This window comes from Nostoc sp. GT001 (genome assembly GCF_030382115.1).
Lineage (GTDB): Bacteria > Cyanobacteriota > Cyanobacteriia > Cyanobacteriales > Nostocaceae > Nostoc.
Genome location: NZ_JAUDRJ010000003.1, coordinates 3,999,919 through 4,023,548, shown reverse-complemented (window position 1 = coordinate 4,023,548; position 23,630 = coordinate 3,999,919). Strand labels below are relative to the sequence as shown.

Here is a 23,630-nt window from a genome sequence, read left to right as displayed (position 1 = left end):
TCTGGTGGTAATTACCGTACAAAACCGAATTNNNCAGNNNCTTAGTAGAGTTTGTTATGGTATAGTTAAAAAGTTAAGACTAGCTTTACAAATTACACCACTCTACGGGCCGGCAACAATTGCAGAATGGAAAGCAGTTTTAATTAAGCATTTACCCACAAAATCAGAATTGAATCGAGGTTATGACTCAGCAAGTGATTCACCCAATGGTGAAATTGCAACGCAACGTGCAATCACTCATAGAATCTAATATTATCAAGCCAAGCGATAGCATCTGGAAAATCGCTCTGCTCTATGGTAATGAATGGCAGCACTGGAAACAAGAACTGCTTGACTTTGGCTTTAGTATGCAAGACCCAGTTAGTGAATTGCTAGCTGTAGAAACTTGGGATGAGGAGTAGGGAATAGGGAATAGAAATTTTTAATATTCACCACTCCCTAGTGGTTCATCGCATTAATTTTGCGGGGCTGCTAGCTCCCCGACTTCTTGAAGAAGTCGGGGAGCTGAACACCACTAACCTCTTAAAACTTTTGCGATAGACCACTAGTACTCTGTCCCAAAAGTTTTGATGGGTGAATAAGTTTGTAGTAAGGACTTCATTCCTTGATTTTAGCGCTTAAGCGCTCACTAAAAACCAAGCATTGTTGACTCGGCGGACTACTAGACGTGATTAATCGCGTCTCTACACACTCCCGATTCTCTAAACTTTACAGGCAGCTAAAGCCGCAGCCAATTCCTTTGCATTTTGATAGCGATCGCGTGGCAATGGTTCTGTAACGCGATCGATAACATCCCTTAATTGGGAACTAATAGTGGGAACTTTTGCCACATCAAACCTGAAGTTTCGCCCTCGTTGGCGGTAATACTTGAAAGGGTTTTCGCCTGTGAGCAGAAAAATTAGTGTTGGACCAATTGCATACAAATCAGATTGAGTCAAAGGTTGTCCTCGTTCTTGTTCAGGAGCGCAGTAACCTTCTGCACCAATTCGAGTACCGGGCGCTGTGCCAATTTCTTTAACTGCGCCAAAGTCTAGCACCACTATACGATTTTCTGAACTTCGCACCATTAAATTGGCGGGTTTGATATCGCGGTGAATTAGTGGAGGCTCTTGGCTATGAAGGTAGTCTAAAATATCACAGGTTTGGATCATCCAAGCGATCGCTTGGTTTGGTATTACTGGGCCAGTGGTATAGACACGTTTCTCCAAATCTTGTCCGTGGATTAATTCCATTGCCAAGTATTTTTTTCCGCCTTCTACAAAGAAGTCATAATACTTGGGAATTCCAGGATGGTTAAGGGATTTGAGAGTATGCGCCTCTCGTTCAAATAACTCTTGAGCTTTGACAATTTTCAGCATATCAGCATTCATTTGCTTCAACACCAGCAGTTGTGGCATACCCGCAATCAGACCAGCCTCATCCCAAGCGAGATAGGTAGTACCCATACCTCCTTGTCCGAGAGTTCGCAACACCTGATAATGGCGAATTCTCTGTTGGACTGAGAGAGGTTGACCGCAGTGGATGCAAAATAGATTGTTTGGGGAATTACCTTCGTGCGTGCAAGTGGAGGATGAATTTGCCGGGTTTTTTGCTGAGTAAAGTGTCTCGGCGGCGTTTTCTTCTATCCCTTGTATTTGCTGCGATCGCAAACCAGTTTCCAGTACTGTTACCTCCTGAATTTGGAATTGCAGTATTGGGCCTCCCTGTGCCAATTGCAAAAGAGAATTATCTGGTAACGGACTCTGAAGTACAAGGATACCGTTGAGAAAAGTCCCATTTGTACCCTGACTAATCAGCTGCCAAGCATCGCCATTGCTAGCGTCACCGACTTTTCTCAGTTCTAGATGATGCCGCGAAACTAAACTATCATTTAAAACAACGTGATTATCTGCCGCTCGACCAATCCGAATTATGGAGGAGTTCTCAAAGCTCCACTGCTGGAGGGGCGTTTTCTGTTGCGGTTCTAACAGGGTCAGACTAACCACAATACAACCTACAAGGTAAATGGATTAGGGATTGGAGAATGGGGAAAGGGGAATGGGGAAAGGGGAAAGGGGAATGGGGAAAAACCTTATATACCTTATATATTATTGAGCCTTCCAATCCTTTTCCCCTTACCCTTTTCCCTTTAACCGAGCAGTATTGCTCCCCTGCTCTCCTGCTTCTTCGCCATTCCCATTTATTTATGATTAACTTTCTAGATTTGGGCGTACTTTTGCCCGAATAAGTATACCAGTAATATTGTCGTGACCGTTGTGTTGATTTGCCAAATCAATTAAATCTGTCACACCCCGTTCTAAGTTAGCGCCAGAACTAAGTAAGGGTTCTAAGTGCGTCTGCCAATGAGTTTCTAGTAAATCATTATCTGATAGACCATCCGATGCCAACAGCAGAAGAGTATCTTCGTTGATGTCAAAAAAGCCTACGTCGGGATTAATCGAGTTTTCATCACGAGGCCCCAAGGCTTGGGTAAGTTGGTAGGCATCTGGACGGGCGTAAGCTATGCTTGCTTCCACTCCTCGGTTAATTTCCCGTTGCCCAACTTCGTGATCTACTGTGACTTGTTCTAGCCCCTGCTTACGCGTCAGGCGATAGAGACGGCTATCTCCCACATGAGCGACTGCTGCTTGAGTATCTTGAATTAAAAGCATTACTAAAGTTGTACCCATACGCCCAACTCCAGAACGGGCATCTTGTTGATTGAGCTTGTAAATCGCCTCATTAGCTAAATACACTGCCTCACGAATGCTATCTTCTGTTGGCAGCTGGTTGGCAATCCAGTGTTCTTGAAAGTATTGCCGTAGGGTGTTGACTGCTAACTCGCTGGCTATCTCGCCGCCAGCATGTCCACCCATACCATCACAAAGAATATACAAACCATACCCTTCTAAAACTCGACTTTTGGGTAACTCCAGTTTATGAATTTTGGTTTCAATGCCAAAGTAGTCTTCGTTATGATGACGTTGACGCCCCACATCTGTGCGTCCTGCATCTTCTAAGCTACTTAACTGCATTGCCAGCACCACAGTTGGCATATCATCAGTTTTGCTAATGATATCTTCTAACTCATCTGATTGCGGGGTAGTGGACACAGCAGTATTTTTCTCCTTTATTGGGGGCAAAGTTGCGGTTCCTAATGCTTCCAGTTCAATAGAAATTTCCTCCAAACGCGATCGCAATTGGGCGATCGTCTGAATCTTACCCACCTCTAAATCCCCCAACATCTGGACTACGGAGCCAAATTGAGTCCGTTGCGACTGTCTAAATAGTGCTTGCCAAACTCTTCCCAAAGCTTGGATCGTTAACGGCTCCTCTGGAATGGCAGATGTTTGGCTTTGGGCATCTTCTGGCGACTCCGTGGCGGGCTGAGAATTCGGTGATTCCACATACAACCTTTGTAGTGCCAACGTTTGGTCTTCATCCAATCGCAAATTCGACAAATCTAAAAGGCTTTGACGACAATTTACTGGTTCCAATACTGCCCAAAGTTGGGTCATTTCATAACACCAGTGTAAAATTTTTAACGAACTGGTTGTTTCTTCTTGCCACAGGTCGAGTAAATACTGCCAATCCGAGCGGTTTTCGATTATTAATACCTGTATATCACCTTGCTGCCATGCGTCGTGAATCGACGGTATTCCCCGCTCACCTTGGGATTGTAAAGCAATATAAAGTTTAGCAAGGCGAGGAATCTCACTCGCTTCCACTGATGGTGTTAGCAAATCTGATTCCTGACTTTCTAGGATTGCCTCAATCGGTGATATTTGATACGGCTGGCAGTCTAAAACTCTGACACCTAAATCAGTAATAATGTCAGTTTCCGTTTGGGTTGGTAGTGCATCTAATAATTGATAGCGCTCCTGGGAGTCTAAATAGGAGCCTAATGTAATTTGAAAACTAGGAGATACAGGAGATGAGGAGGGTATTGCTTGCTCATCTCCTTCACCTCCCACATCTCCGACATCCCCTTCTCCTCTCAAAGCTTCCCCAGTAGTTTCTTTAGCAATAATTGCCCAAAACACTGTTCCACATTCAGTGTCACAGTTATGACAACGTAGTGCATTCACAGGTACATCATCGGTACTGCATTCAGGACAGACCTTGTGAGTCAGGGACGTGCCACAGTTTTGACAGAATTTGTTGCTATTGGGGTTTTCAAATTTACACTGAGGGCAAATCAGCATAGTGGAAGTTCCTTTATTCCCGTTCGTTCCAAGGTGCTTCTAGCCACTAAGATCCAAGGTGCCACAATTGGCTGTCCCTGACTACAGTAGATTGTAGTTTATCAATGAATTTTGGTGGCAGTATTAATTGTGACGCATATTATATAAATATTTCATATATTGGCAGCTAATTCCTTATAAATGGAGCAGGGGAGCAGCACTTCTCTACGAGAGGCTTCTCTTTCAGAGACGCTAACGCGAACGCCAACGGCTACGCAGTTCGACTGCGCTCACCGTAAACTCAGTGACCGAGGAGCAGGGGAGTAGAGGAGAAGTTGCAGTAAATTTTTCCCCTCTGCCCCTCTGCCTCTTGTGCCTAATGCCCAATTGTCAAGAGTCTGGCAATTGTGGAGGTTCAACTTTAAACCATTTTTGATAAATTTGCTTGTAAGTGCCATTGGATAGCAAAGTTGCTATACCTTTGTTAATTGCATCCAAATGCGGTGAATCCTTGGGCATAGCAATCCCGTAGTATTCTTGAGTAAGCAAATCCGCAACAACTCTGATGCCTTTGAGTTTGCCATTTTTAATCGCATACAAAGTCGCGAAAGCATCACTAACAACAGCATCAACGTTGCCATTGAGCAAGTCTTGGAAAAATTCTGGGCCAGAATTAAAAGTACTAATTTTGGCGTTGGGGATGGTTTTGGCAAAATCTGCCCCAGTAGAACCAATTTGGACAGCAATTTTTTTACCTTTGAGACTATTGAAGTCTTTAATATTTTGATTGTCTTCGCGGACAGCGATCGCAAGTCCGGCTTTAAAATAAGGTCGTGAAAAAGCAATTGTTTTCAGGCGTTCGGCGGTAATCGTGATTCCACTAATTGCTGCATCGACTCTTTTGGCTTGCAAAGTCGAGATCATGCCATCAAAGGGCAGACTTTCAAACTGGACTGCAAAACCTGCTACTTTAGCAATCGCATTCATCAAATCAATATCAAAGCCTTCCAAGTTCCCGCTAGCTGTTTGAAATTCAAAAGGGACAAAGGTGGGGTCTGTAGCCACCTTGAGAGGTTTAACTTCTGGGTTAGTAGTGGGATATAAACTTTGACAGGCAATAATCAGTAGTAGGCAGCCTAAGCTGAGAATTAGCTGCTGCCATTTGAAGTTACTTAATTTCACTATAGTAATTTTGTTCTAGCAATCAATATTTACGATACTTGTCATGATGTTATAAGAAAGAATACATACGTATGACTTTTTGCTAATTGCCTTTGTTTGTGTTCCATATTCTGACTCCCAATTTTTAATCGCTTATGGCTTCTACCACTTCTGCTTACCAAATTGCTGATTTGTTCGCCGAAAGAGCTAGAAATTTGACACCACCAACTTACGGCACTGAGTTAACCAAAATCATCACCGTCAGCTTTGCCTATGGTCTGGCTGACCCAATTCTCTTTCCCCATGCTGACTTGTCTGCTGCAAGTGCGGCTGTACTGGCAGAAGAAGCTCCGATCGCTCTCAATTACGGGCCACCTTCAGCCCAACTTTATGAACAAATAATCCTCCGCTTGCAAGCTCAAGGAATTCCTGTAGGTCGCGATCGCGTAATTATTGGCTACGGTTCCGGTCAGATTTTGGGCTTGCTACCAGATGTGTTTGTCGAACCTGGTGATGTGGTAATTGTAGAAGGGCCAACCTTCTTGGGAGTAGTTAGTAGATTTGTCCAGGCTGGCGCCCGCCTGATTACCATTCCTGTAGATGAGATGGGAATGGATGTAGATGCGTTAGAAGAAACTTTAAGCGACCTGAAAAAACAGGGTATTCGACCCCGTTTTATTTACACTATCCCTACTTTTCATAATCCCACAGGCACTACTATGCCGTTATCTCGCCGCCAAAAGCTGGTAGCGTTAGCGGCTGAGTATGGTGTGTTGGTGGTGGAAGACGATGCCTACAGCGATTTGCGCTTCCAAGGTGAAATTGTGCCATCCTTAGCAAGCCTTGACAAGGAGGGGTGGGTGTTATATGTGAATACCTTCTCGAAAATCATTGCGCCTGGTATTCGGCTAGGCTGGGCTTGTGGCGATCCAGCAATTATTGAGCGGTTGGCAATGTTCAAAAGTGAAGGGCCTGTGGGGCCGTTTGTCAGCCATGTGGTTGGCCGCTACTGTGCTACAGGCAAACTAGATCATCACATTCAGGAGTTAATCGCGTGCTACAAGCATAAGTGTAATTTGTTGTTAGAAGCGATCGCTCACGAGTTTCCCAGTGATGTAGTTGCTTTGCGTCCAGGTGGTGGCTTTTTCGTTTGGTGTAAATTGCCGCCAGATATCAGCGCCAAAGCACTCCTCAGAGCTGCCAATGAACACGGCGTCAGTTTTCTGCCAGGGACTCGTTGCTATGCCAATGGACAGGGAGATGATGCCATTAGGCTGGCTTTTAGCTTTCAAACAACCGAGAAGATTGTTGAGGGAATTGCTGTCTTGGGAGCAGTGTTGAGGAAATGGCGGTAATTCGTAATTCGTAATTCCTTCCCAGTCTTCGACTGGGAATGGCTTTTAGAAGGCTTCCGCCTTCCATTTAAGCAGCAGAACCGCAACGAAAAGCACTTCTTTCTTAGACCTGGAAACGAGATTTAAAATTTTGTAAACTTTAAAAAATTTGCTCCAAGCGCTGGAAATCGCGCTGGACTTCATACCAGAGACTTTTATTATGAGGATCTGTTTTCAAAGCTTTTTTCAGATAAATTCTGGCTTTGAGTAGTTGTTTTTCAGAAATTAGCGCCCGTCCCCAAATTTGATAAGCGATCGCCAACCATTGACGGACTTCTGCATCTGTTGACAAACGATCTGCTAAAGCTTCCGCCAGGGCGATCGCTTGCGGAAATCGTCTTTCTTGCAAAAATCGCTGCAATTGCTCATAAGTCTTCCACTTCAGCCGTTCTTCTATTTCCAACAGATTCGGCGGCTTTGGTTTCCCTGATTCTTGGCTTGTCACCGTCGTTACTGGTGTTTTCTGCCGCTGCGTTGCCTTGGCGTCGTCACCTCCAGACGTTGACACCTGACTTGAATGTACGCCAATTTCCTCTGGTAGTACTACCGTCAGCAGGAGTTTGTAGGCNTCTGTCAAGGCAATAAACTTATCTTTGGCTTTGTTGTCATCTGGGTTGATATCGGGATGATATTGCTGCGCCAGTCGTCGGTAAGACGCTTTGATGTCAGCAAAAGAAGCTCCCGATCTTAAACCTAGTAAACGGTAGCAATCTCCAAGATCCATCTTGAGCTATCAGCTATCGAATATTTAGCTATTGGCTATTATCTGTCAGTATCAGCTTCAAGCCCGGACTATTAATAATAAGGGCTAATTTTCTATTTTAAAGTTCAATGTTGACAGTTTGTTTAAAGAAGGGGAGTGGGGAACTAGGAGTTAGGAGTTAGGAGTTAGGAGTTAGAAGTTAGAATTCTTCCCCTGCTCCCCTGCTCCCCTGCTCCTCGGTCACTGAGCGTAGCCGAAGTGCTGCTCCCCTGCTCCTCGGTCACTGAGTTTACGGTGAGCGCAGTCGAACTGCGTAGCCGTTGGCGTTCGCGTTAGCGTCTCTGAAAGAGAAGCCTCTCGTAGAGAAGTGCTGCTCCCCTGCCTCTCTACTCCCCAGTTATTACCGAGGTTCGTTCTTCAATCACACGGTCAATTAAGCCGTATTCTTTTGCTTCTTCGGCAGACATGAAAAAGTCACGATCCATATCTTTTTCAATCTTTTCTATGGTCTGACCTGTTTTATCGGCATAAATGCCATTGAGCTGGTGACGAATCCGCAGAATCTCTCTAGCTTCAATTTCGATATCGGTTGCTTGTCCACGGGTGCCACCTGAAGGCTGGTGAATCATAATCCGTGAGTGAGGCAATGCTAACCGTTTGCCTTTTGTGCCAGCTGCCAGCAGGAAAGACCCCATTGAAGCAGCTAATCCCACGCAAATAGTTACTACATCTGATTTGATATGTTGCATGGTGTCAAAAATAGCCATGCCAGATGTAACCATTCCACCAGGAGAATTGATGTATAAATAAATATCTTTACCTGGGTCGTCTGAATCCAGATACAGCATTACAGCAATAATTTGATTGGCGATTTCATCATCAATATCGCGCCCCAAGAAAATAATCCGTTCCCGGTAAAGGCGATCGTAGATGCTAATCCAATCTGTATATTGTCCACCGGGCATCCGGTAAGGAACTTTAGGAACGCCTATAGGCATAATTTACTCCGTTTTTAATAATTTGGGGGCGGTGGGAAAGTTAGGAGTTAAAAGTTAGGAGTTTTCAATAACTCATAACTCATAACTCCTAACTCCTAACTAAATTAAAGGACACTGGCAGGAAGTGGGGGATTTGCAAGTTCTTCTTTCTCAAAAACTCGGTCAATTAAACCGTATTCTTTCGCTTCGTATGGTGTTAAATATAACAACCGATCCATGTCTTTAGTAATTTTTTCTGGAGCCTGTCCAGTGGTGCGATGTAAGATATCAACTAAGGCCCCTTTATTTACTAAAACTTCCCTGGCGCGAATTTGAATATCCGTTGCTTGACCTTGGGCGTAGCTCTTAGGCTGATGCAGGATAATCGAGGAGTGAGGCAAACTAGCGCGGCAACCTTTTGTACCAGCACTGAGAAGCATCGCTGACATACCCATCGCAGAACCTACGCAGATGGTATGGATAGGAGGCTTGATATATTTCATGGTGTCATAGATGGCGAAGGCTTCGGTTTCAAAGCCAATGGGTTCGCCACTGTAACCGGAAGTGCCGGTAGAGTTGATATAGATTTTAATCGGTTTTTCGGGGTCGTCGGACTGCAAAAACAGCAATTGGGCCACGATTAATTCCGTAACAGCAGGCACCAGAGGCATCCCAATATAGACGATTCGCTCCTTCAATAAGAGGGAAGGTAAATCTGGCGGTGGTGTCCGGTAAAAGTTATCGCCGTAATATGGGGCTTGAACAGCCTTGATTGGGGAAATGTCCATAGCAACTGATCGCCTGAAACTATGCCGTTAACTGTAATACATCCTAGCGCGATGCACGCTTCCCTCAAGGTGCGGATTTCTCCCTAATGGTGAAGGTGGCTTCGCATCTGCCAATGCTTGGCTTCTAAGATATTCTGATTATATTAGTGTATTTATGTTGGATAGGTTTTCCGTAGAGCTAAAGTAGTGCTTTGAAGTTATTTTTTAATATGTATATCCTGAATAGGGACTCTGAGTTATGAAGGTTAATTTGCAGCCTGCCTTGAATGATGGTAATTTGGACGCAAATCAACTGAACAGTCAACGTCAGTTGGGAATTTCGATTTCAGCGACCGCAGAGACTCAAGACCGCCATGTACCCCTGAATTTATGCTTAATTCTCGATCATAGTGGTTCGATGAACGGGCGATCGCTAGAAACGGTGAAAAAAGCAGCGAATCGTCTGGTAGATAAACTCAATCCTGGCGATCGCCTCAGTGTGGTAGTTTTCGATCACCGGGCCAAAGTCTTAGTATCTAGTCAAAGTGTCGAAAATCCAGAGAAAATCAAACAGCAAATTAATCGCCTAGCCGCCGATGGTGGAACTGCGATTGATGAAGGGCTGCGCTTGGGGATTGAGGAGTTGGCGAAGGGCAAAAAAGATACTGTTTCCCAAGCTTTTTTGTTAACCGACGGTGAAAATGAACACGGTGATAACAATCGCTGTTTGAAATTTGCTCAATTGGCTGCTAGCTATAATTTAACTTTAAATACTTTGGGATTTGGTGACAACTGGAACCAAGATGTTTTAGAAAAAATTGCCGATGCTGGCTTAGGTACTTTATCTTATATTCAAAAACCCGAACAGGCAGAGGAAGAGTTTAATCGCCTGTTCAGCCGTATTCAAACAGTGGGATTGACTAATGCTTATCTGTTATTCTCTCTAATGCCCCATGTCCGGTTAGCGGAACTCAAACCCATCGCCCAAGTTTCCCCAGACACAATTGAGTTACCACTGCAACAAGAAGCTGATGGACGTTTCGCTGTGCGGTTGGGAGATTTAATGAAAGATGCAGAACGGGTAATCTTAGCTAATATTTATTTGGGACAATTGCCAACAGGTGAACAAGCGATCGCTAATGTGCAAGTCCGCTACGATGACCCAGCCGCCAACAAGGTAGGTTTAGTTACACCAAATATCCCAGTTTATGCCCATGTAGTCAAAAACTACCAAGCAGACCTGAATCCCCAGGTGCAGCATTCTATTTTAGCATTAGCGAAGTACCGCCAAACCCAGCTAGCCGAGACGAAATTACAACAAGGCGATCGCAGTGGTGCAGCGACAATGTTACAAACGGCTGCGAAAACTGCGCTACAAATGGGAGATACTGGCGCAGCGACGGTGTTGCAAACTTCTGCTACCCAGCTACAATCTGGTGGAGATTTATCTGAAAGCGATCGCAAGAAAACCAGAATTGTCTCCAAAACAGTTTTGCAAGATACTCCTCCTCAATGAAAGTTAAATTGCTCTCGGCGTTAAATGACAATAATGTTGATGTGGCTCAAACAAGTAGCCAACGTCAATTGGCAATTACAATTTTTGCGCTCGCTGGTGAGTCCGATCAAAATCTTCCCCTTAATCTCTGCTTGATTTTGGATAAAAGTGGTTCCATGCATGGACACCCAATTAAAACAGTGATCCAGGCGGTGGAAGGATTAATCGATCGGTTGAAAGTAGGCGATCGCATTTCAGTTGTAGCTTTTTCCGGCACTGCGGAAGTCATTATCCCTAACCAAGCGATCAAAGACCCCAAAAGCATCAAAACTCAAATAAAAAGCAAACTGACTGCTAGCGGTGGCACTGCGATCGCTGATGGTTTGGAATTGGGAATTACAGAACTGATGAAGGGTACAAGAGGCGCTGTTTCCCAGGCGTTTCTGCTTACAGATGGACATGGAGAAAGCGGTTTGCGGATTTGGAAGTGGGATATTGGGCGAGATGACAACAAACGCTGTCTGAAACTGGCGCAAAAGGCTGCCAAGCTGAACCTAACTATCAACACTTTCGGATTTGGCAATAGCTGGAATCAGGATTTGCTAGAAAAAATTGCTGATGTTGGTGGTGGGACTTTAGCCCATATTGAACATCCTGAACAAGCTGTGGAGCAATTTAGCCGACTGTTTGGGCGGATTCAGTCTATCGGGTTAACTAATGCCTACTTGCTGTTATCTTTAGTTCCCAATGTCCGACTAGCCGAACTTAAACCTATTGCCCAAGTTGCCCCAGACACAATCGAGTTACCAGTAGAACCCGAAGCTGATGGTAGCTTTGCTGTGCGTTTGGGAGATTTGATGCAGGATGTAGAACGGGTAGTTTTGGCGAACATTTATCTGGGACAATTGCCAGAAGGGAAACAAGCGATCGCTCATCTACAAATTCGTTATGATGACCCGTTGGTTAACGAAGAAGGTTTACTTTCGCCCTTGATACCGATGTATGCAGATGTAGTGCGAGCCTATCAACCGACATCTAATCCGCAGGTACAACAGTCTATTTTAGCATTAGCGAAGTATCGCCAAACCCAGTTAGCCGAGGCGAAATTGCAACAAGGCGATCGCACTGGTGCAGCCACAATGCTACAAACAGCCGCTAAAACCGCTTTACAAATTGGAGATAAAGGGGCAGCGACAGTGTTGCAAACCTCAGCCACTCGCCTGCAAGCTGGGGAAGAACTTTCTGAAGCAGACCTCAAGAAAACTAGGATTGTATCAAAGACTGTTTTACAAGAATAGTAAAAATTCAGCGTTGCTGATTAGCGGGATGAAAGTTTCGCGCCAAGGCGCAAAGCGAGAAAAAATATTTTATTGCTCAATTAAGCAACAAAGTAGTCGCATATTCCTAACTTATTGATTAACAACCAGCGAAGAATTTGACTTATGCTTATCCAGAAGATTGTCCAAGAATTGCAAGACATCCCTGAAGATAAACTAGCAGAAATTTATGACCTAATTCACTAGTATATAAGTCAATACGGTTCAGTTAAGCATTGTTTTCCTCTCTCTGTTCCCTCTGTGCCTCTGCGGTTCGTTAAAAAAATTGACTTTGATAAAGAGTTTTAGCCTTAACTGAACCGTATTGGTATATAAGTCTACAACTTGGATTAATAATCGAAGTTTGGCAAGATACAGGAGTATACAAAGCTACAACTTGGATTAAGTCGCTATAGGAATCTTAAATCTAAGCCGTTGATATATTCTTGCTGAATGAAGCGATCGCGATCGCAAGCTTTCGGCTCAAGCATACACCAAAATCAATGCGTGAATTACTTAAATAAACAAGCAAACTGGGGTTTGAGAAAGTCAAACGCCATTTTGAATAAGCAATATGCCTTTTTGCTTATTAAATATGAAGTTTTGAGAAAGTAATATGCCTTTTTGCTGATTGAATATAAATTTAAGTTAAATATGCGAAAGTTTAGACATCCGGCAACAAAGGTAAACGATGATGTTGATACCTGCATCACGTAGCAATGCTGCCCCAGAGGGTGGTAATCACTGACGGGGCAACAGTTTCATAGCGGTTATACCAATTTGAAAAAAGAATGCGACAGATAGACCATTTGTAGAGACGCGATTCATCGCGTCTTTACCCAAGGATGTGTTGCGATCATTAATGTATTAGTCCTTTGCACCAATAAACCTGTCCAATTCTTATTGCCCTAAATTGCTGCGAAGCTTGGCAATGTCACGATGTGGGGGAATACCAAATAGTTTTTTATATTCCCGGCTGAAATAAGACGGGTCATCGTAACCGACCTGAAAGCTGGCGATCGCCACGTCCATGTTTTCGCCGAGCATCAGACGGCGCGCTTCCTGAAGCCGTATTTGTTTCTGGAACTGCAAAGGACTCATCGCCGTGACGGACTTAAAATGTTGGTGAAAGCTTGACACGCTCATGCCGAGTTCACGGGCTGTATCTTCGATTTTCAGCGGCTGATCAATGTTCTCGCGGATTTGCTTGACCACTCTAGAGATGCGCTGCGCGTCGCCTTCGGTAGTGATAAGCTGGCCCAGGCGTGCGCTCTGTTTTCCTTTTAAAAGCCGGTAGATGATCTCGCGGATGATGAGCGGCGCGAGAAACTTCATTTCGTCCGGCGTGTCAAATAGTTTCACCAATTTGACGACCGCATCGAGTAAATCGGCATCAACCGGGCTGACATCCATCGCCTTAACTCGAGTGCCGCTTTTTTTAGTTTCGATGCCAGATTCAATCATCACCACAGCCACAAGTGCCGGATCGAGGTCTATGCGAAGATTCAAATAAGGTTTTTCCTCGGACGCTTCGACGACATTACTCATAATCGGCAAATCAAGCGTCGAGATTAAGTAATGACCGGAATCATAGTGAAATAATTCATCGTTCAAAAGCACATCCTTGCTGCCCTGCGCGATGACGCAGAAGGCGGGCTTTAATACGGATATTTGGCTCTCGGTCGGTTTCGACGATTGATATATAAAAATGCCCGGAAACACTTCCAAAAGGCTGTTTTCAGGAGCGATACGAATCATTCTTTCGATCAGCTCCTCCCGATTGATCTGCATCTTTCGCTTTTCAAATTCTGCTTCTTTTTGGTTCATAAATTTATCTTAAACATTTTGTTTCTGTTCAGTACGTTGCACGGCAATTTTTTGGAGAATTGTCCGGTTTTTTTCAATGAACGTCCTAACGCTATCCGTTTTCACGCCCGCATAATTGAACTCATACAGCAAACGGTAGAAACGCTGCTGATAAAAACAGATTGATATTTGGAGAAATTTAAGATTAATAGAGCAATAATTTCAACTTGTAAATCAGATAATGAAAAGGAGAAAAATTATATGAAATATATATTATTTTTAGGGATGATGACTCTTATGATCAGCGGGCAAGCTTACACACAAACAGAACAAAAAGAACAATCAAAAACAACAAAAGAAATGGAACAAATAACACCAAAGGGATATACAACTTTTAAGGTAAGCGACAACGTTACGATGTATAAGGTTACTTTTAAAAACCAATACAAAATGAATGTTGCGGGACATCTATTTATTCCCAATAATTTAGATCAGAGTAAAAAACATTCGGCGATCATTGTTGGGCATCCTATGGGAGCAGTAAAAGAACAAAGTGCCAACGTGTATGCTGCTAATATGGCTGAACGAGGATTTGTGACTTTATCTCTTGACTTGTCTTTCTGGGGTGAAAGTGAGGGCGAACCACGCAACGCTGTTGCGCCTGATATTTATTCTGAAGATTTCAGTGCAGCAGTTGACTTTCTTGGGACGCGTCCATTTATTGACAAAAACCGAATCGGAATAATTGGAGTTTGTGGTAGCGGAAGCTTTGTTATCAGTGCCGCTAAGATTGATCCGCGAATGAAAGCGATCGCAACTGTCAGCATGTACGATATGGGAGCAGCCAACCGAAATGCACTTAACCATTCGCTGACCCTTGAGCAGAGAAAGAAAATCCAGGAGGAGGCTGCAAAGCAACGTTATGTAGAGTTTACCAATGGTGAAACCAAATACACAAGTGGGACTGTACATAGGTTAGATGAAAACACACACCCTATCCAGCGTGAGTTTTATGATTTCTACCGTACACCGAGAGGTGAATACACGCCTAAAGGAGGATCGCCGGAACTCACAACGCACCCGACGTTAAGCAGTAACGTTAAGTTTATGAATTTTTATCCGTTTAATGACATAGAAACGATTTCCCCTCGTCCTATGCTTTTCATCACGGGTGATAAAGCTCACTCAAGAGAGTTTAGTGAAGATGCCTACAAACGTGCAGCCGAACCTAAAGAATTGTATATCATTCCGAAAGCAGGACACGTTGATTTATATGACAGAGTTGAGTTAATTCCCTTTGATAAACTCACGTCATTTTTTACCGAACATTTAAAGTAACGTTCGTTTGGGATAAGAACCGAATAATTATGAAGAAACCGTGGTTTGAGTGAAATTAGGATGACCCCTAATTATGCCACAAAATATTTATGCAAGAGTTCTTTTCTTATCGACAAGTACCTGAACCTAGTACTTTAGGTAGCATACTTCTTCTTGGCATTATTGGCTTGTTCATGAAAAGAAAGGTAAGATCAATCAAAAACATTAAAGCTTAACCTCGACTTAAGAGGGTGTAATCCCGCATTTCTCACAAGCTCAAGGCGTTTGATGGAGCAAAGGAGAAGTAATGAGTAATGAGTAAAAACTTCTTACTTCTTACTCATTATTTCTCCCCGGCACTTGCGCAGGCTTTAAGAGGTGTGGTGAGAAATCCGGGTAATGTGGTTGGGTTCCCACCTACGCACACTCTCTTAATAATTGTCCTAAAAAAAGCAAAACTCCAATGAAAACCACTGGCATTCATCATGTAGCTGTTATTTGTTCTGACTACGATCGCTCTAAAGCATTTTATGTCGAAACTTTAGGCTTTCGGATTATTCAAGAGACTTTTCGCGCCGCCAGAAATTCTTATAAATTAGATTTAGAAGTTGCAGAAAATACTCAAATTGAACTATTCTCTTTCCCCAATCCTCCAGAACGACCTAGTAAACCAGAGTCTTGTGGTTTAAGACATCTTGCTTTTCAAGTTGATGATGTAGAGGAAACTGTTTTTTATTTAAAATCAAAAGGAGTAGAGGTAGAAAATATCAGAGTTGATGAAATTACACGTAAGAAATATACTTTCTTTAAAGACCCAGACAATTTACCATTAGAAATTTATGAGCGTTAAAATTACTGCTGACAGGTGAACTTGTTATCACTATAGATAATGAAGCGATGTCTATAACGACCTACGCCTACGCACCAGTCTAATTACGGCTTATTGCTGGCAAAATTTCTATATTCATAAACAGTGAATCTCCTGAAAACAAGTTATTTTGATTCTAAGTCGACTTTACGGCATAAAATTTATCTGGTTGTTTGGAGGACAGTAAATACTTCTACCAAAAGAATCGCCAGTTTCAGCATCCCTTACTTCCACAAGTTTAGCGTTATCAGTACAGACACTTCTACCTCTAGACATTCTCAACTCACCTTGGACAAAACCAGTCACTATCCACACCATTCGGTTGTTGGAAATCGATGATTTGTATAGCCCTGTTTTGGCTGCAAATTCCTCGTATGTTGTAAGTTTTGCTTCTGTGATTTGCATCTTACTAGACTTTTTAATAACACTTTCAATCGTCATCAAACGGCTTGCTGGTAAGCTATTATTTGCAGGATATATTCGTACTCTTGAGTTAAATGGTATTGGTTGATTGACTTGCTTTTTTGTCTGTACTACTTTAGCTGTGACTGTCTGCACTAGCAATAAATTAGTGGTGCTAGCAAATACAAAAGCAGATAATGAAGTTATTGTAAAAATATTAACTGTAGTGCAAATGCGCTTCATAATGCTCAGAATATTAACAAGTTCATACCACTTTAGGCGATCGCCTGCGTAAGTCTTTGTATCTTCGCGCAACTCTATTCTGTGAGAACATCAAGTTTAGCCAGTATTTTTAAGCTTTCTTTGGGGTTGCCAGTTGCGGTCATTGGTTTAAATCTGGTATATTCCCAGTCAAAAAACTCAAAAGCGATCGCTAGTAGATAAATATCTGCAATATCCAGCCAAAGAACCCAGGATAATGAATCATAATTAATCTCTATAGCTTTGAGTTATCAGCCATCAGCCACCAGTTACCAGCCGGAAGCTGAGATGCCGAATAATCAAGGCTTTGGATTCAACTTAACGAATTGACTATGAATTCTGAACAAATCAAAAATTCTCTAAATATTTCGCCAGCGATACGTGTGGGAGTACTGGGTTTTGGCGGACTCGGACAAGCAGCCGCCAAAGTAGTTGCTGGCAAACGAGAAATGATTTTAGTCGCAGCAGCAGATCAAAAAGGCTACGCTTATGCTGCTGAAGGTTTAAATACTGAAAAATCCGTTGCAACCTATCAGTCCCAAGGTTCGGTGGGTTATTTAGAGCCAATTGGTACATTAACAAATCAAAGTATTCAGGATTTAATCGAAATAGCTGAAGTAGATGGGTATTTTTTGGCTTTACCCAACCTGCCAAATGACTTTATTCCTAATGTCGCCAAGGAGTTTATCAAATCTGGTTGGCGTGGAGTATTAGTAGATGCAATTAAACGCACCACTGCTGTAGAACAACTCCTAGCGATGAAAGAGGAACTGCAAGCCGCCGGGATTACCTACATGACAGGATGTGGTGCTACCCCTGGACTATTAACAGCAGCCGCAGCTTTAGCCGCCCAAAGTTATGCCGAAATTCATCAAGTTGAAATTACCTTTGGGGTGGGAATTGCTAACTGGGAAGCTTACCGCGCTACTGTTCGGGAGGATATAGGTCACATGCCTGGTTATACAGTAGAAGCTGCTAGGGCGATGACTGACGCGGAAGTAGAAGCACTACTAGATAAAACTAATGGCGTCCTGACCTTGACAAATATGGAACACGCTGATGATGTGATGTTAGAAGTAGCCGGGATAGTAGGGCGTGATCGCGTTACAGTTGGTGGTGTAGTCGATACCCGCAATCCCAAAAAGCCTCTCAGCACCAATGTGAAGGTAACAGGACGTACCTTTGAAGGAAAGATTTCTACCCATACATTTACTCTGGGAGATGAAACCAGCATGGCAGCCAATGTCTGCGGCCCTGCTTTTGGCTATCTCAAAGCTGGTAGACAATTGCACCAACGCGGCATCTATGGAATATTCACCGCTGCCGAAATTATGCCCCAATTTGTTAGGTAAGTAGGGAATGGGGTATGGGGCATGGGGCATGGGGTAGGGGAAAAGGTTAAAGGTTAAAGGGAAAAGGAATAAATTTAATCTTTCCCCTTTTCCCCTTACCCCTTTCCCTTTCCCCATGCCCAATCCCCAATGCCCAATTCTTATAATGGTATTTCAACGCTGATAAATCGGAGGTAAGTGTGACCACTACGGTACACTGGCAGGAACGGGTTGGTAATCAAAGAGATTGGATTTGGCGTGGCTGGCAAACTCGCTACACTTACATTCGCCCTAGTCAAAGTCACCCCAAAACAACACCGCTAATTCTGTTACATGGCTTTGGCGCTTCCATTGGTCATTGGCGACATAATTTAGAGGTGTTGAGTGAGCATCACACAGTTTACGCTATAGATATGTTGGGTTTTGGCGCTTCTGAAAAAGCCGCAGCTAATTACAGCATCGAACTCTGGGTTGAACAAGTTTACGATTTCTGGAAAACATTTATCCGTCAACCAGCAATATTAATAGGCAATTCCAACGGTTCACTGATTTCGATGGCCGCCGCTGCCGCCCACCCCGATATGGTGCTGGGTATGGTAATGATGAGTTTACCCGACCCATCATTAGAACAAGAAGCAATTCCTCCTGTGCTACGTCCAGTCGTCACAGCAATCAAAAATGTTGTCGCTTCGCCGTTGATACTTAAACCTGTATTTAACTTCGTGCGCCGTCCTGGGGTGCTGCGTCGCTGGGCACGTCTTGCCTACGCTAACCCAGAGGCGATTACCGATGAACTGATCGAAATTTTAGCAGGGCCTCCCCAAGACCGGGGTTCTGCGAGGGCGTTTAGTGCTTTGTTCAAAGCTGCGATCGGAATTAACTTTAGTCCTAGTGTCAAGACAGTATTACCAACCTTAACAATTCCAATGCTTTTAATTTGGGGACAAAAAGATCGGTTTGTGCCGCCAGCCCTAGCTAGCCAATTTGCCCAGTATAACGAGAAGTTGGAACTGCTAAATCTGGAAGACGTAGGGCATTGTCCCCATGATGAATGTCCAGAACAAGTTAACCAAGCGATTTTAGATTGGATTGAGAGAGGAGTTAGGAGTTAGGAGTTAGGAGTTAGGAGTTTGAATTCTTCCCCTGCTCCCTCATCTCCCTCATCTCCCTCAAGCTTCTGCCTTCTTGCACCTAGCCAATCGTTGCTTGGTTACTGTCAACATCTGTAGTACCATTCACAGAACGCGCCACAGAAATCATTTTGTTGAGAATTTCTTGACTGGGAACTTTACCTTTCAACACCACAGTGCTACCCGTCTGAGCCACCCAAAGGGTATTAACATCGTCGAGTTGGGGATCTTCATCAAATGCCAACGCTACCCGCTTTGCTAAACCACTTTGGTCATATTCTCCGCTTAATCCCAGACGTTCTGGGGGTATTGATTGCGTAGCCGTAGCGACATCACTACTAGAAGCTTGCTGTATAGACTGTGGAGCCGGATTTACTTCGGCATTTTGAGGTTTTTCCATGCCAAACAATCTTTGTAACCAACCCATAAAAACTTTTCTCCTTAATTAGAGGCTTATCAAATCTGAGTATAAAAGGTTTACAACAAATGCTGCATCTGCCAATGAAAAGATATACATTCAACAAAATGTTTGCTTGCAGTCGGATTTCTAAACAATTTATCGATTGAGAATGCAATGAGTGCAACGCTTAAGTTTACAATAAGAGGTCGCACTGAAAATTTAGTGCGGTAGTAGGTCTAGCGTTGCCCTGTGCTAGTGTCTGCGTTACTCAATTCCTGCTCTAGCCTCTGTTGGCGAAGATGAAACATACCCTTTCAGTTCTCGTAGAAGATGAGGCGGGTGTTCTTTCCCGCATTTCTAGTTTATTTGCGCGTCGCGGCTTTAATATCGAAAGCCTTGCTGTTGGCCCTGCTGAACAAGGAGGAGTCTCCCGAATTACAATGGTTGTCCCTGGTGACGATCGCGTGATCGAGCAACTCACTAAGCAACTGTACAAGTTAGTCAATGTCCTAAAAGTCCAGGATATTACCGAAACTCCTTGTGTGGAGCGAGAATTGATGCTTTTGAAGGTGAATGCTAGTAGCAGCAATCGCTCAGAAGTGATCGAATTGTCTCAGATTTTCCGGGCGCGAGTCGTGGATGTGGCGGAAGATTCTCTCACCTTAGAAGTTGTGGGAGATCCAGGTAAAATGGTAGCGATCGTGCAAGTATTACAAAAATTTGGTTTGAAAGAAATCGCCCGCACTGGCAAAATTGCCCTGACTCGTGAATCAGGCGTGAATACCGAGTTACTCAAATCTTTGGAAGCAAAGGTTTAGTTGAGAATTTAAATTAAGACTCAGAAATACTCAACCGCAGCAGAAGTCATAGTGGCAATTGTTACTATGACTTCTGCTTAGGGACTAGCAAAAAAACAGATATCCAACTAACCTTCAATTTTGGCGTTCCCGCTTCTCCTGTCGGAGACGCTACGCGAACGGGTTGCCGTAGGCATCGCTTCTTCTGGTGATACGTTACCATAAATGACAGACATAATCCCTGGCATGTATTCATCCATCATCGTGACATTGGCGTAAATCAACCGTTGAATGGGAGGAAAACTGAGATTTTTTAAACAAAATTTGACAAAATTGTAATAACGTAAAATTAAATATACTGTATTGCTAGTCAATTTTGACTCCTCAGCAGCGCTTTTCGGATAGGTTATCCACCTTTAAAGTCTTAGAAGTCTGGGAGTAAAGGACTGAATTTGCTGTTGTATTTTTTTTAGTTAAAACTGCCGGAAATTAAATTCTATATACCTTATTTAATGCTGTATAAATCTAATGTATCCTCTTGGCACAGTACTCCGCAGTCGTTATAAAATTATTCATCCCTTGGGAAGCGGTGGATTTGGCGAGACATATTTGGCAGAAGATTTGGATATACCTACAACTCCCAAGCCTAAATGTGTTGTCAAACACCTGAAGCCGCAAAACCAGAATGAAGCACTTCTGAAGATTGCTAAAGGTTTATTTAATCGGGAAGCTGAAACTTTATATCGCTTAGACAACATTCACAACCAAGTTCCCAAACTATTCGCCCATTTTGAAGAAAACGGCGAATTTTACCTAGTACAAGAATTTATTGATGGGCATGACTTAAGCAAAGAAATAATAGCAGGTCAGCCTTGGGGTGAAACAGAAGTAAAAAAACTGCTCGCGGATGTTTTAGAAGTTTTAGTATTTATCCATCAACAAAATATTATTCATCGTGATATTAAGCCACAGAATATCATGCGTCGTCGTCAAGACGGAAAGATTGTGCTGATTGATTTTGGAGCAGTGAAAGAAATTAAATGCTTGGAGACCAATACTCAAGGTCTAGTCACATCAAGCATCCTGATTGGCACAAATGGCTATATGCCAAATGAACAAGCTAATGGCAAGCCGAAACTATCTAGCGATGTATATGCAGTAGGTATGCTAGGAATTCAAGCACTGACAGGCATATCGCCTCAAAAGTTACCCGAAGATCCGGTAACAGGTGAAATAATTTGGCGCGATCGGGCGAATGTCAGCGACAGATTTGCCGAGGTGTTAACAAATATGGTGCGCTCTCACTTTAGCCAGCGTTACCAAACAGCAGCAGAAGCGTTGCAAGCACTTACTCAATCACCACCATCACCAAAGTCAGATCGCCAGCGATCGGCACCTAATCGGAAAGTTATGGTAATAGGCGGAGCGGTTTTACTTGGATCTATCATGTCTTTGTATGTGGTATCTAGATATTTTGCTCAATCACCAACTCCTCCAAATCCACAGACACTTACTCCACAACCGCAAGCAGTTACTCCGAAACCGCTTTCTACAATCAAAAAATTCTCTCAGTTACCTTGCGATAGCGATCAACAGTTATCCTCCCCCCCGCAGCTACAGGCAAACCAACCTGGGAAACTAACGTCTATAAATATTACGGGCAGATTGATCCAAAAACCAAAGAAGCCAACGGTAGAGGGTTGATGGCTTTTAAACAAAATAATTTTCAATACTATGGAGACTTTAAAAATAATAAACGTAGTGGTTGTGGGAGATTATCATATCCAGAAAAAAGTAATATTAACTATTATTTAGGGCAGTTTGAAAATGACCAGTTGCAAGGGCTGGGATCTTTAAAATTGAGGAATGGAAACGAATATAGAGGAAACTTTGCTAATAATAAATGTCAAGGAGAAGGAGTATATATATTTACAGATAAAACTGAGAAAGATGGACTCTGGCGTGAAGATAAGTTAGAAGGAAACGATAATTTGTCATGTAAGGGGTCTTCAGCATCTAGTATGCCAACTATCAGCTTTCTCAGTCTAAAACCCTTTTAACAGTTTTCAGCTTATTTACTTAGGCAAAGTCTTCCCATCAATTGGAATTTTATGCATTAATGGCAGATTTAAATTCCTCATATCGAATTGCATTAAAAGATAGTAAATTCAGGAGACGGAAAAGTTCTGCGATTGCTCTGTTACCGGATAAGTAGGTCAACCAAAAAAAACGTAAGATAGATAGAGTGCAGAAATCAAGTGATAGATGATGCCTAGCGCGTTAAGAATAATACTAACTACTGAAGAAGACCTGACACTAAAAGAACTCAGTTGTGCAGATAAAGTACCACATCGAACCAAACAAAGAGCGATCGCTTTGCGCCTCAATGCCCACGGATGGAATGTACCTCAGATTGCAAAGTATTTAGGTTGGGCACAACAAACGGTCAGGCAGACAATAAAACGCTGGCAATTTCAAGGGTTAGGAGGTTTGTGGGAAGCGCCAGGACGTGGAAAAAAGAGTACTTGGCAAGAAGAAGATTGGCAAGTAGTAGAAGAATGCTTGGGACAAAATCGTCGTTACAGTGCTCGGCAGCTAAGTCAAAAGCTATTTGAGGAACGACAAATCGAACTAGGAGCCGAACAAATCAGGCGACTACTCAAAAAAAGGGGTGGTATTGGAAACGTATCCGCTACTGTCCGGCTTTAAATCTGAATGCAGGATATTTAAAAGCTAAACGCCAAGATTGGGAATTACTCAAGCTATGGGCAAAATTAGGATTGGTTTGTTTAAAGTACTTGGATGAATCTGGTTGTTACTGCACTAGTCCCACTGATTATACTTATGGGCGTAGGGGAGAGCAAAAACGTATTCGACAAAATAGACGACGCGGTAGGCGGATCAACATCTTCGGTATTTGGGAGCCGAAATCTAGTTTTAATTACGCTTTGATGCTTGGAACATTGAAAGCACCGACCTATGTCCAACTCATGGATTGGCAGGCTCAAATTGCTGCACACCGCTTATTGGAAACTGGACAAATTACCGTCATCATTCACGATAATGCCTCTGTTCACAAAAGTCTTTTGGCTCGCCAGCAGCATCAACGTTGGCAACAGCAAGGATTGTACATTTTTTTCTACCTCCTTATAGCCCACAAATGAATCGCATTGAAGACGAATGGTTGCATCTCAAACGTGATGAGCTTGCCGGCCGAGTTTTTGACGATGAATATGAATTAGCGATCGCTATTATTGAGGGTATAGAAAATAGAGCCGTGCAAGGTCAGTACCAAGTTGAACGTTTTATGTTTAATTAGGTTGACCTACTTATTATTTAATT

The 23,630-nt window shown here is 43.1% G+C and carries 25 protein-coding genes; 15 read left to right on the top strand and 10 right to left on the bottom strand.

Annotation, left to right across the window (positions count from 1 at the left end):
• The first annotated feature begins 182 nt into the window (after window positions 1-182).
• The gene (locus QUD05_RS20040) at window positions 183-401 is read left to right on the top strand and encodes a DUF4327 family protein (protein WP_012407469.1); all 219 of its coding nucleotides are present in this window, start codon (window positions 183-185) and stop codon (window positions 399-401) included.
• A 300-nt stretch (window positions 402-701) separates the two neighbouring features.
• Here the strand turns inward: QUD05_RS20040 and QUD05_RS20035 are convergent, their stop codons facing one another.
• The 3 genes from QUD05_RS20035 to QUD05_RS20025 form a co-directional block, all read right to left on the bottom strand.
• Window positions 702-1,985: a protein kinase domain-containing protein gene (locus tag QUD05_RS20035; RefSeq protein WP_289797602.1), complete on the bottom strand. Its 1,284-nt coding sequence runs from the start codon at window positions 1,983-1,985 to the stop codon at window positions 702-704.
• A 204-nt stretch (window positions 1,986-2,189) separates the two neighbouring features.
• The gene (locus QUD05_RS20030; RefSeq protein ID WP_289797601.1) at window positions 2,190-4,184 is read right to left on the bottom strand and encodes a serine/threonine phosphatase; all 1,995 of its coding nucleotides are present in this window, start codon (window positions 4,182-4,184) and stop codon (window positions 2,190-2,192) included.
• 369 nt (window positions 4,185-4,553) lie between these two features.
• Window positions 4,554-5,345, bottom strand: a complete 792-nt coding sequence (locus tag QUD05_RS20025; protein WP_289797600.1) for a basic amino acid ABC transporter substrate-binding protein — start codon at window positions 5,343-5,345, stop codon at window positions 4,554-4,556.
• A 134-nt stretch (window positions 5,346-5,479) separates the two neighbouring features.
• Between QUD05_RS20025 and QUD05_RS20020 the strand changes: the two genes are divergently transcribed.
• The gene (locus QUD05_RS20020; RefSeq protein WP_289797599.1) at window positions 5,480-6,679 is read left to right on the top strand and encodes an aminotransferase-like domain-containing protein; all 1,200 of its coding nucleotides are present in this window, start codon (window positions 5,480-5,482) and stop codon (window positions 6,677-6,679) included.
• Window positions 6,680-6,818: 139 nt separating this feature from the next.
• On the opposite strand, the gene QUD05_RS20015 is transcribed toward QUD05_RS20020, so the two are convergent.
• From QUD05_RS20015 to QUD05_RS20005, 3 genes are all read right to left on the bottom strand, one after another.
• Window positions 6,819-7,442 (bottom strand): J domain-containing protein, encoded by a 624-nt coding sequence (locus QUD05_RS20015; RefSeq protein ID WP_289797598.1) that lies wholly within the window; start codon window positions 7,440-7,442, stop codon window positions 6,819-6,821.
• Window positions 7,443-7,807: 365 nt separating this feature from the next.
• Window positions 7,808-8,419, bottom strand: a complete 612-nt coding sequence (locus QUD05_RS20010) for an ATP-dependent Clp protease proteolytic subunit (RefSeq protein WP_179067384.1) — start codon at window positions 8,417-8,419, stop codon at window positions 7,808-7,810.
• Window positions 8,420-8,523: 104 nt separating this feature from the next.
• On the bottom strand, window positions 8,524-9,186 hold the full coding sequence (locus QUD05_RS20005) for an ATP-dependent Clp protease proteolytic subunit (protein ID WP_289797597.1): 663 nt from the start codon (window positions 9,184-9,186) through the stop codon (window positions 8,524-8,526).
• 238 nt (window positions 9,187-9,424) lie between these two features.
• On the opposite strand from QUD05_RS20005, the gene QUD05_RS20000 reads away from it, so the two are divergent.
• Window positions 9,425-10,681, top strand: a complete 1,257-nt coding sequence (locus QUD05_RS20000; RefSeq protein WP_289797596.1) for a vWA domain-containing protein — start codon at window positions 9,425-9,427, stop codon at window positions 10,679-10,681.
• Window positions 10,678-11,958 carry a vWA domain-containing protein gene (locus QUD05_RS19995; protein ID WP_289797595.1) on the top strand — a complete coding sequence of 427 codons (1,281 nt, stop codon included), beginning with the start codon at window positions 10,678-10,680 and terminating at the stop codon, window positions 11,956-11,958. Before QUD05_RS20000 ends, QUD05_RS19995 begins: the two co-directional genes overlap by 4 nt.
• Window positions 11,959-12,876: 918 nt before the next feature.
• Here the strand turns inward: QUD05_RS19995 and QUD05_RS19990 are convergent.
• Window positions 12,877-13,803, bottom strand: coding sequence for an AraC family transcriptional regulator (locus QUD05_RS19990; protein ID WP_289797594.1), 927 nt, complete (start codon window positions 13,801-13,803; stop codon window positions 12,877-12,879).
• A gap of 240 nt (window positions 13,804-14,043) precedes the next feature.
• Between QUD05_RS19990 and QUD05_RS19985 the strand changes: the two genes are divergently transcribed.
• The 3 genes from QUD05_RS19985 to gloA2 all read left to right on the top strand — a co-directional run bounded on the left by QUD05_RS19985 (window position 14,044) and on the right by gloA2 (window position 15,949).
• Window positions 14,044-15,120 (top strand): alpha/beta hydrolase, encoded by a 1,077-nt coding sequence (locus QUD05_RS19985; RefSeq protein WP_289797593.1) that lies wholly within the window; start codon window positions 14,044-14,046, stop codon window positions 15,118-15,120.
• A gap of 89 nt (window positions 15,121-15,209) precedes the next feature.
• Window positions 15,210-15,335 (top strand): PEP-CTERM sorting domain-containing protein, encoded by a 126-nt coding sequence (locus QUD05_RS19980; protein WP_289797592.1) that lies wholly within the window; start codon window positions 15,210-15,212, stop codon window positions 15,333-15,335.
• A 227-nt stretch (window positions 15,336-15,562) separates the two neighbouring features.
• Complete coding sequence (gloA2, locus tag QUD05_RS19975) at window positions 15,563-15,949, top strand: SMU1112c/YaeR family gloxylase I-like metalloprotein (protein WP_289797591.1); 387 nt, start codon at window positions 15,563-15,565, stop codon at window positions 15,947-15,949.
• A gap of 165 nt (window positions 15,950-16,114) precedes the next feature.
• Here the strand turns inward: gloA2 and QUD05_RS19970 are convergent, their stop codons facing one another.
• Window positions 16,115-16,684: a hypothetical protein gene (locus QUD05_RS19970; protein ID WP_289797590.1), complete on the bottom strand. Its 570-nt coding sequence runs from the start codon at window positions 16,682-16,684 to the stop codon at window positions 16,115-16,117.
• Window positions 16,685-16,962: 278 nt separating this feature from the next.
• Here QUD05_RS19970 and bioU point away from each other — a divergent pair, with 278 nt between their 5' ends.
• Both bioU and QUD05_RS19960 read left to right on the top strand, forming a co-directional pair.
• The gene (bioU, locus tag QUD05_RS19965) at window positions 16,963-17,982 is read left to right on the top strand and encodes a (S)-8-amino-7-oxononanoate synthase BioU (protein WP_289797589.1); all 1,020 of its coding nucleotides are present in this window, start codon (window positions 16,963-16,965) and stop codon (window positions 17,980-17,982) included.
• Between the two features lie 179 nt (window positions 17,983-18,161).
• The gene (locus tag QUD05_RS19960; protein WP_289797588.1) at window positions 18,162-19,073 is read left to right on the top strand and encodes an alpha/beta fold hydrolase; all 912 of its coding nucleotides are present in this window, start codon (window positions 18,162-18,164) and stop codon (window positions 19,071-19,073) included.
• A gap of 79 nt (window positions 19,074-19,152) precedes the next feature.
• Here the strand turns inward: QUD05_RS19960 and QUD05_RS19955 are convergent, their stop codons facing one another.
• Window positions 19,153-19,518 (bottom strand): BON domain-containing protein, encoded by a 366-nt coding sequence (locus QUD05_RS19955; protein ID WP_289797587.1) that lies wholly within the window; start codon window positions 19,516-19,518, stop codon window positions 19,153-19,155.
• Window positions 19,519-19,790: 272 nt separating this feature from the next.
• Between QUD05_RS19955 and ilvN the strand changes: the two genes are divergently transcribed.
• The gene (gene ilvN, locus QUD05_RS19950) at window positions 19,791-20,309 is read left to right on the top strand and encodes an acetolactate synthase small subunit (protein WP_289797586.1); all 519 of its coding nucleotides are present in this window, start codon (window positions 19,791-19,793) and stop codon (window positions 20,307-20,309) included.
• Window positions 20,310-20,416: 107 nt separating this feature from the next.
• Here the strand turns inward: ilvN and QUD05_RS19945 are convergent, their stop codons facing one another.
• Window positions 20,417-20,662, bottom strand: a complete 246-nt coding sequence (locus QUD05_RS19945; protein ID WP_289797585.1) for a hypothetical protein — start codon at window positions 20,660-20,662, stop codon at window positions 20,417-20,419.
• Between the two features lie 154 nt (window positions 20,663-20,816).
• Between QUD05_RS19945 and QUD05_RS19940 the strand changes: the two genes are divergently transcribed.
• The 5 genes from QUD05_RS19940 to QUD05_RS19920 all read left to right on the top strand — a co-directional run bounded on the left by QUD05_RS19940 (window position 20,817) and on the right by QUD05_RS19920 (window position 23,607).
• Window positions 20,817-21,992 carry a protein kinase domain-containing protein gene (locus QUD05_RS19940; RefSeq protein WP_502911402.1) on the top strand — a complete coding sequence of 392 codons (1,176 nt, stop codon included), beginning with the start codon at window positions 20,817-20,819 and terminating at the stop codon, window positions 21,990-21,992.
• The gene (locus QUD05_RS19935; RefSeq protein WP_289797584.1) at window positions 21,992-22,348 is read left to right on the top strand and encodes an MORN repeat-containing protein; all 357 of its coding nucleotides are present in this window, start codon (window positions 21,992-21,994) and stop codon (window positions 22,346-22,348) included. The genes QUD05_RS19940 and QUD05_RS19935 overlap by 1 nt, the downstream gene beginning before the upstream one ends.
• A gap of 205 nt (window positions 22,349-22,553) precedes the next feature.
• The gene (locus QUD05_RS19930) at window positions 22,554-22,997 is read left to right on the top strand and encodes a helix-turn-helix domain-containing protein (protein ID WP_289797583.1); all 444 of its coding nucleotides are present in this window, start codon (window positions 22,554-22,556) and stop codon (window positions 22,995-22,997) included.
• A gap of 71 nt (window positions 22,998-23,068) precedes the next feature.
• Window positions 23,069-23,452: a transposase gene (locus QUD05_RS19925; protein ID WP_289796907.1), complete on the top strand. Its 384-nt coding sequence runs from the start codon at window positions 23,069-23,071 to the stop codon at window positions 23,450-23,452.
• Window positions 23,449-23,607 carry a hypothetical protein gene (locus tag QUD05_RS19920; RefSeq protein WP_289796906.1) on the top strand — a complete coding sequence of 53 codons (159 nt, stop codon included), beginning with the start codon at window positions 23,449-23,451 and terminating at the stop codon, window positions 23,605-23,607. The genes QUD05_RS19925 and QUD05_RS19920 overlap by 4 nt, the downstream gene beginning before the upstream one ends.
• Window positions 23,608-23,630: the final 23 nt, after the last annotated feature.

What these genes read in the sequence shown, in the direction of transcription:
- QUD05_RS20040 (WP_012407469.1), top strand. Translation starts at nt 183, where the DNA reads ATGACTCAGCAAGTGATTCACCCAATGGTGAAATTGCAACGCAACGTG.
- QUD05_RS20030 (WP_289797601.1), bottom strand. Translation starts at nt 4,184, where the DNA reads ATGCTGATTTGCCCTCAGTGTAAATTTGAAAACCCCAATAGCAACAAA.
- QUD05_RS20020 (WP_289797599.1), top strand. Translation starts at nt 5,480, where the DNA reads ATGGCTTCTACCACTTCTGCTTACCAAATTGCTGATTTGTTCGCCGAA.
- QUD05_RS20010 (WP_179067384.1), bottom strand. Translation starts at nt 8,419, where the DNA reads ATGCCTATAGGCGTTCCTAAAGTTCCTTACCGGATGCCCGGTGGACAA.
- QUD05_RS20005 (WP_289797597.1), bottom strand. Translation starts at nt 9,186, where the DNA reads ATGGACATTTCCCCAATCAAGGCTGTTCAAGCCCCATATTACGGCGAT.
- QUD05_RS20000 (WP_289797596.1), top strand. Translation starts at nt 9,425, where the DNA reads ATGAAGGTTAATTTGCAGCCTGCCTTGAATGATGGTAATTTGGACGCA.
- QUD05_RS19995 (WP_289797595.1), top strand. Translation starts at nt 10,678, where the DNA reads ATGAAAGTTAAATTGCTCTCGGCGTTAAATGACAATAATGTTGATGTG.
- QUD05_RS19990 (WP_289797594.1), bottom strand. Translation starts at nt 13,803, where the DNA reads ATGAACCAAAAAGAAGCAGAATTTGAAAAGCGAAAGATGCAGATCAAT.
- QUD05_RS19985 (WP_289797593.1), top strand. Translation starts at nt 14,044, where the DNA reads ATGAAATATATATTATTTTTAGGGATGATGACTCTTATGATCAGCGGG.
- QUD05_RS19980 (WP_289797592.1), top strand. Translation starts at nt 15,210, where the DNA reads ATGCAAGAGTTCTTTTCTTATCGACAAGTACCTGAACCTAGTACTTTA.
- gloA2 (WP_289797591.1), top strand. Translation starts at nt 15,563, where the DNA reads ATGAAAACCACTGGCATTCATCATGTAGCTGTTATTTGTTCTGACTAC.
- bioU (WP_289797589.1), top strand. Translation starts at nt 16,963, where the DNA reads ATGAATTCTGAACAAATCAAAAATTCTCTAAATATTTCGCCAGCGATA.
- QUD05_RS19955 (WP_289797587.1), bottom strand. Translation starts at nt 19,518, where the DNA reads ATGGGTTGGTTACAAAGATTGTTTGGCATGGAAAAACCTCAAAATGCC.
- ilvN (WP_289797586.1), top strand. Translation starts at nt 19,791, where the DNA reads ATGAAACATACCCTTTCAGTTCTCGTAGAAGATGAGGCGGGTGTTCTT.
- QUD05_RS19940 (WP_502911402.1), top strand. Translation starts at nt 20,817, where the DNA reads ATGTATCCTCTTGGCACAGTACTCCGCAGTCGTTATAAAATTATTCAT.
- QUD05_RS19935 (WP_289797584.1), top strand. Translation starts at nt 21,992, where the DNA reads ATGGCTTTTAAACAAAATAATTTTCAATACTATGGAGACTTTAAAAAT.
- QUD05_RS19930 (WP_289797583.1), top strand. Translation starts at nt 22,554, where the DNA reads ATGATGCCTAGCGCGTTAAGAATAATACTAACTACTGAAGAAGACCTG.
- QUD05_RS19920 (WP_289796906.1), top strand. Translation starts at nt 23,449, where the DNA reads ATGAATCGCATTGAAGACGAATGGTTGCATCTCAAACGTGATGAGCTT.